Origin of the sequence: Shigella sp. FC1661 (genome assembly GCF_001712525.1) — a bacterium.
GTDB lineage: Bacteria > Pseudomonadota > Gammaproteobacteria > Enterobacterales > Enterobacteriaceae > Escherichia > Escherichia coli.
Window position 1 is genome coordinate 1 of record NZ_MDGW01000126.1, and the last position, 6,510, is coordinate 6,510.

The 6,510-nt window shown below is 47.0% G+C and carries 6 protein-coding genes and 1 pseudogene; 3 read left to right on the forward strand and 4 right to left on the reverse strand.

Going from position 1 to position 6,510, the window contains the following annotated elements; all coding sequences use genetic code 11:
* The coding region (locus BFF42_RS27620) for a hypothetical protein (RefSeq protein WP_252866568.1) at window positions 1-122 on the forward strand (122 nt) is incomplete at its 5' end.
* Window positions 123-494: 372 nt separating this feature from the next.
* Here BFF42_RS27620 and senB read toward each other — a convergent pair.
* From senB to BFF42_RS09070, 4 genes are all read right to left on the reverse strand, one after another.
* Complete coding sequence (senB, locus tag BFF42_RS09050) at window positions 495-1,670, reverse strand: enterotoxin production-related protein TieB (RefSeq protein ID WP_001020414.1); 1,176 nt, start codon at window positions 1,668-1,670, stop codon at window positions 495-497.
* Window positions 1,671-1,738: 68 nt separating this feature from the next.
* Window positions 1,739-4,000 (reverse strand): TonB-dependent receptor domain-containing protein, encoded by a 2,262-nt coding sequence (locus BFF42_RS09060; protein ID WP_001100761.1) that lies wholly within the window; start codon window positions 3,998-4,000, stop codon window positions 1,739-1,741.
* 168 nt (window positions 4,001-4,168) lie between these two features.
* The gene (locus tag BFF42_RS09065; RefSeq protein ID WP_000981089.1) at window positions 4,169-4,945 is read right to left on the reverse strand and encodes an energy transducer TonB family protein; all 777 of its coding nucleotides are present in this window, start codon (window positions 4,943-4,945) and stop codon (window positions 4,169-4,171) included.
* 7 nt (window positions 4,946-4,952) lie between these two features.
* Window positions 4,953-5,828 carry a ChaN family lipoprotein gene (locus BFF42_RS09070; RefSeq protein ID WP_001224621.1) on the reverse strand — a complete coding sequence of 292 codons (876 nt, stop codon included), beginning with the start codon at window positions 5,826-5,828 and terminating at the stop codon, window positions 4,953-4,955.
* 276 nt (window positions 5,829-6,104) lie between these two features.
* Between BFF42_RS09070 and BFF42_RS09075 the strand changes: the two are divergent.
* Together BFF42_RS09075 and BFF42_RS27625 are read left to right on the forward strand one after the other, a co-directional pair.
* Window positions 6,105-6,320: pseudogene (locus BFF42_RS09075) on the forward strand (transposase); the annotation flags it as partial.
* Window positions 6,321-6,386: 66 nt separating this feature from the next.
* On the forward strand, window positions 6,387-6,510 hold a 124-nt coding region (locus tag BFF42_RS27625; protein WP_227894989.1), incomplete at its 3' end, for a hypothetical protein.

Consider the following 6,510-nt stretch of genomic DNA (forward strand, 5'->3'; position numbering starts at 1 on the left):
CGTTCGAATGCGTGCTGTGTGGCGGCCGGATGGTATACCGCCGGGCCATCGCGGGACTGAATGTGGAGGGGCTGAAGAAAAACGCGCGGGATATCAGTCTGCTGAGGTATATCCCGGGGTGATGCAGGATAAGTGCGCCCGGGAATCGGGGTAAGTATAAAAAACGGCCGATTACAGTATTAAAACCGTCCACAGAAAGAAAAAAACACCGGCGTGATGTGAAAAACAGCTTACCGCACGAGGCATAAGACGCGGACAGTGGTATCGCTTAGTTTTTCAATTTCCTATACGTGAACAGGCATAGCTGTGATTTCATTGAATTATTGGCACAAATCAGTTGATCGTACAATGCTGTGCCTGTCTCGTTTTCTGGAGATTCCTCAGCCTCATGGAGCGGCGTAACAGGCGTACCGGCAGGACAGAGATGTTTGCTTTTCCTAGTCCGGCCAGTTTAGTGGAATAACGGAGTTTTTATCCCATGTTTTTTCCCCCGATCACGACTTTTTCAAATCAATGCTCAGAATACGTTCTTTAGCTCCTTCCACAAACACATCAGGATCCCAATCGCGGTTAAAGCCTTCTTTGATGCCAATGTAAAGGGTATCCATATCGTCCGACAACACCATCTGGTTTGGGTAGACCGGCATGTTAAATTCACGGGTGATGCTGTATTTGGTGGCATCCACTACGCTGATGGTGCCGCTAGTGAAGTTGGTGACATACAGTTCGTTATATTTCGGATTGTATTTCACCGCGTTAGCTCCGGCTCCTGTGTGCACATAGCCAAGCTGTTTACCGTCGCGTAAGTCAAAAATATAGAGGCCATCTTTTGTACCGGAACGATCGTCATGGTCGAATACCACCACAAAGGCACGGTCAGAAGCGGAGTCCACCGCCAGATTCTGCACACTTGTGATTTGTGGTCTCGGATCTTTCAACGGGATGGTACGCAGCAGCGTCTGATTTTTCGCATCAATTTCGTTGATGTAATCTCTTCCGCCAACGTAGATTTTCTGTGTTTTTTCATCCATCGTCAGACCATACGCTGTACCTTTGTAAGCATCCTTAACCTCGCCTTTTAAGGCAAGCGTCGTCCCGTCGAGCATTAACAGCTTATGCAGAGGCTTCATGCCCTCGGCCGTTTTCAGCATATTGCTATAACTCACAAACAGGGTATCGGAATCCTGGCTGTAAACCATATGGCGCAAATGCTCAAAACGCGAATCTGCAGCGTTTGCCGCTTTAAAACTTAACCTGTCGCTGGTTCTTACCAGTTTACCGGTTGGGGTGTCAAACATACTGATACGCAGGGACGCTGACTGGGTGTGTCCGATATAGAGCTGATGTTTATCCTGATTTATCGCCAGCGAAAATGCCCGGTATGGCATCGTGTATTTATTTTCGACTTTCAGCGAATCTGAATTAAACGAATACAGATAGCCTTTATTGGCTTCACGATTTACACGATCGGTGACTGCTGCAAACACCTTTTTACTGGCATTATCAAACGCCAGTTCATAGACGCCTTCATCAGGGGACTGAAGGTAATTCGTTTTCAGGGCAAATCGCGAAAGTTCGCGTTCAGGTGGATCGATAGCCATGGCCATCGTGGGTAAAAATAGTGAAATTAACAAGTATAGCGGTGCTTTGGATAAAGTGAAAATATTCATTTTTCGTTCCTGCAATAAAATTGACATAAGAGAGAAAACGTATTGTCTGAACCTGGCGGAAATTGTCATCAGAAACGAATGTCCCCGCCAAATATCCATGTTCTGCCACGCGCGGAATTGGCTGGGTGGCTCTCGTCACCAAGACCTGGCATCATGTTGAGCTTATTCAGCGCCTCCGAATAATCTCTGTTCATCAGGTTTTGTACCGAAAGTTTCAGTGTCAGGTTGCGGTTGTACTCGTAAGTACCATAGAGATCGATAATCGTTGGGATCTGCGGCAAATCCTGTTTGATTATTGCGCCGGTATGTTCGTCCTGCTCAAAATCAGGCGACAGGCGACGAGCCTTGCCTGTGTATTTTATGATAGTGCCCAGGGTCAACGCGTTATCGAAGAAGCGAACACCAGTATCCAGCGTCATGTATTTTCTGGGCAGTTCGGTCATATCCCCTGCGCCAAAGTAGGTGCTGGCGATGGAGGTTGGCTGGTCTGTTTGCTGCTGGCTGAAAGAGAGTCGGCCAAAAGCAAAACCTGCATCATAATCCATCTCCAGTTCGAAGCCCTTTGCAATAACGTCGCTTGCCGAGTTAACGTAGATGTACATATTGTCGCTGTATTCATCGCTAATGCCCTCCCAGTCATTGCCAATCACCTCAGCCATACTGCATTTACGACCTCCAGAACAAACCAGATAAGACTCGCTGTAGATGTAGTTCTGGATCCTGCTGCGGTACGCCAGAGCCTTAAAGCGCAGGGCATCCTGTTCGACCAGTAAATCTCTGGTATCAATGTTAAAACCCGCCTGCCAGGTTTCTGCACGTTCAGGCTTCAGGAATGGGTTCATGGATGCGCCTCCTGAATTAGAGAAGAACATCTCCTGGATGTTCGGGGCACGCATGGATTTGCTGTAGCCAATGAACGGCTGAAGCCATGGTGTTACCTGAGCAGAAAGCTGAACTGAAGGGTTGAAGCCACCCTCTTTATCGTCAATATCGTAGCTACCCTGTGGCACGCAGATAACGCGTGAATCGCAGGCGGGCTTGTACCCTGTGATCCTGTTACGTGTGTAGTTGAGATTGAAATCTGCCTCCCAGATGCCGCGCGTAACCTTCAGCCCGGTATACAGCGCTGAAATATCCTGCTGGCCGGAGGGTGCGAACGGATTGTTCTCGATCGATTCCTGGTTCGCTTTCGGGTCGCCCGCCGCTGAGTGAATGGTCCGGTCATAGCGGGTACGCATCAGTTTGCTGCCCAGCATAAACTCCAGTTCATTGTCCGCGACAGTGAACCGGCTGGTATTGTTGATATCCAGCGCGTCAGAACGATTTTGCGCTGAGGTTTTGTAGAAAGTATACAGCGAGCCATCACGATACTTTTGATTACCGCGACTGGTACTGGCCGTTACGTTAAAGTCAATTAATTCAGAAAAAGGGGTGTAATGATATTTAATGTAATAGTCGTCACTGGTTATATCACGACGTGTAAATTTATTTTCATAGGTTCGAGCGGAAAGTTCGAAGCTGTTAAATTCGTCTGGTCTGATATCCATTTTATACAGTTGGGATTTGGGGTTCTGCTTCATATATTTATCATAACCAAACTCTTTGCTGTTAATTCCAGAACCATTTGAGAAATTAGAGTACACAGAACTGCCGCTCACAGCAGCCATAACGCCAATGCTTCCCGTATCCGTAAAAGCGTCGCTTTTTCCACCAAGGGCGATCATTCCGCTGCGTCCCAGCCCATTACTACCGACAGAGAAACGTGAACGAAGGCCATATGTATTACCGTTAAATATTACATCGTCAACGCCAATAGTACGCATATTTGCACTACCGGCAAGGGCGTTGATCCCTTCAGAGCCACTGCTGTCACCGCGTGTAACATCAACTGCTACCAGTAAGTTAGGATCTATAAGTACGCCAGCCATATTGTTAGTTGAACCATGCGCCGTTGTTCCGGAGGTAGAGGTTCCGTAAAAACTCTGGGTAATACCATCGACCATAGTGTTTACACGACCAAATCCGCTCATGCCTCGAATATTCACACTGATTGCTCCCTGACCAGGATCTATTTGAGTATAAGTACCAGGCATACTACGCACTGTTGCGTCAAGTGATTGCAGGTTTTTGTCCGTTGTCCGGGAACTGGTCGCGCCTGTTTTCTCGAGAGCTTCCTGCTCACTGGTCGTCTTCCCGACAGAAACGCTGAGCGGACTGAATTCTGCCGCTCCTTTTTTGTCGGAATTAGTTTTTTCACTGATGGATTGTGAGTAAGCACCGCAGCTGAGCAATAATATGCCTGAGCCGATAGCCAGTTTTATAACGTTCATAAATTTCCTTGGATATAATATTAATAAAGATAAGTATAACTATTTGTTTATTAATTATGATCTACTGTCTTTTTGATTTTTTCGACAGTGGAAAAGTTTGATAAAATGTTAAGCATAAAAATGAAAATTAAATTTCAGTTAAATGAACTTGAACGGCCAATTATCCCTTTACTCCTTCAACTTAAAGGTAATCGGCATTTTTACTTTAAATAATCCTCCCTCCAATATTTCAGGCGGTGGTTTGGGAAGTGGTTGAGCGCGTTCTAAAACAGCAATAGCTTCGCGGTCAAGAGAAAGGGTTCCTGAAGAGATTTCCAAGAAACTACTGACAATAGTGCCTTCCGTGTTTACGGTAAAAGTCACAACGGCTGTGCCGGTTCGTGCACGTTTTCTGGCATCGCCAGGGTAACGTTTATAACGGTTAAGGTGGCCTTTTACTCTGCTTTCCCAAGATGCCTCAGAATTATCTCGCTTTGTTGAGTCACTGTTAAAAGGCGCAGCAATACGGGACGATTCGACCAGAGCCTGAGGTGCAGCATTACTGGAAACGGCTGTGGGGTTGCTGTCGCTGGTTTGAGCCTTTATCTTACGAGGTGGACGTGTCTTTTTCTTTTCTCCATCGGATGACTTTTTCTTCCTAGTTATTTCAATGGTTGCATCACTGTCTTCAGTGACAGGACGTTGTTGTCTGTCCTCAGTTTGTTGCTTTTCTTCTGTCACTGCGGACTCCTGTTGAGCGATTCCCACCGGAAGCGAAAGTGGAGAAGAAGGAGCCTCTATAATTTCTGCCCATTGCAGCATGATCGCCGGTGCAGGAGACATAGCGGGCTGAACTTCGGAAAAACGCCAGATAAACGTAAGGAAAATCAGTCCATGAAGCAGTAGAGAACAGATAAACCAGCTGCTCCATTTTACCGACTGTGGGAAGTGGAGAATATTCATCATCCATGGTTTACCTTTTTGTTGTATCTGGCGCTACAAACCACACGTAGTCAGCATGATCTACTGTGATGTTCATTCCTTTTTCTGCAAGCATCAACACCACTGGATGGGTGCCGGTGGCAAGATCTTCCATGTGTAACGGTACGCCCATGCTTTTTGACGCGTGATAACCACCTGCAATCAACAACGACGGTACCGGGGCACTCAGAAGCTGGCGGGCCATGTAGCGATCCCGCTGCTGCTGAACAGAGAGCATTGACGTCAGTTGCTGGCTTTCAAGGTTGCCTTCATGCATAGCTATGATGGTTTCACGCAGAGCTTCTTGTACCACAGGTGCAGTGGATTTTTTTCCTTTAGGAAATTCGTTTTTTTTGTACAGTGCCAACATCTGCTCCCGGCCAATGTTGGCATTGAGCAGCGGGTAAGGCCCACGTAATAGCTGCATGACGATGTCGCCATACATCTCCCAGGACCACCCTTTTTGCCAGTTAAGTAGTTCCTGAACACGGCTATCTCGAACCACAGGATTATCTTTCAGCCAACATTTAACTTGGTTAACTCGGGGCTGTTGGTCTGACGTCAACATCTCAAGCAACACACTCCCCTGTGGTCGCTGGATGAGCAGATTTTGAATAAGCCAAAGCTCAATCTGATGATGCTCGGCATTATCGTGTTTTTCACCAATAATAAGATGTCGAGCGGTAGCAAGATCCGCCAAAAGCTCGCTGCTAGAAATAATTTTGCCACTGTGCAAATCGTAAATCTGCCCGTCAATCAGGAAAGCTTTCTGCCCTGGCGCATCCTGCTTTATGGTGACATTCTGTCTGCAGGCTCCCAGACTAACACTAGCTAACGTTATCATAGAAATAAGGATGAACTTTCTCATATTCCCATCTGAAACAATATATTTCCATATATTTATTGATAAAACATTAATTATGATAAAACATCAAAGAATAAATGTAAATAATTATCATTACCAACAAAAAGAATGCACTAGCGAGTGATGTTTACCAGCCGATATTATGGGGTCCGCTTGGAAAACGGATCTATGGTCACTCCCGTTTTTGCAACACCGATTTTGACGATAAGTGGGCTTGCTTGAATCTATCCGGAGTCTGAATGGGATTTCATTCCCGCGCCCCGATGAGCTCCGCGCCTGATGTACATGTCGAAGAAAACGGCCGGCGGGAGGAATACGGCGCGCTACCTGGGTCGTTATCTGAAGAAGCCGCCGATAGCGGCCTCCCGGCTGGCACATTACAACGGAGGGGCGAGCCTGAGCTTCCGTTACCTGGACCACAAAACGGGATAAACGGCGACGGAAACGCTGACACAGCGTGAGCTGGTCGCGAGGCTGAAACAGCACATCCCGGAGTAATGCCGATCAGTTAAGGATCAGTTGACCGATCCAGTGGCTGTGTAAGAATCCGGAAACGCTCACTTGTTTCCGGATTTTTTTATGCACATTGGACAGGCTCTTGATCTGGTATCCCGTTACGATTCTCTGCGTAACCCACTGACTTCTCTGGGGGATTACCTCGACCCCGAACTCATCTCTCGTTGCC

Bases quoted from the DNA above. Each gene is read 5' to 3' on its own strand.
- senB (WP_001020414.1), bottom strand. From the start codon at position 1,670: ATGAATATTTTCACTTTATCCAAAGCACCGCTATACTTGTTAATTTCA.
- BFF42_RS09060 (WP_001100761.1), bottom strand. From the start codon at position 4,000: ATGAACGTTATAAAACTGGCTATCGGCTCAGGCATATTATTGCTCAGC.
- BFF42_RS09065 (WP_000981089.1), bottom strand. From the start codon at position 4,945: ATGATGAATATTCTCCACTTCCCACAGTCGGTAAAATGGAGCAGCTGG.
- BFF42_RS09070 (WP_001224621.1), bottom strand. From the start codon at position 5,828: ATGAGAAAGTTCATCCTTATTTCTATGATAACGTTAGCTAGTGTTAGT.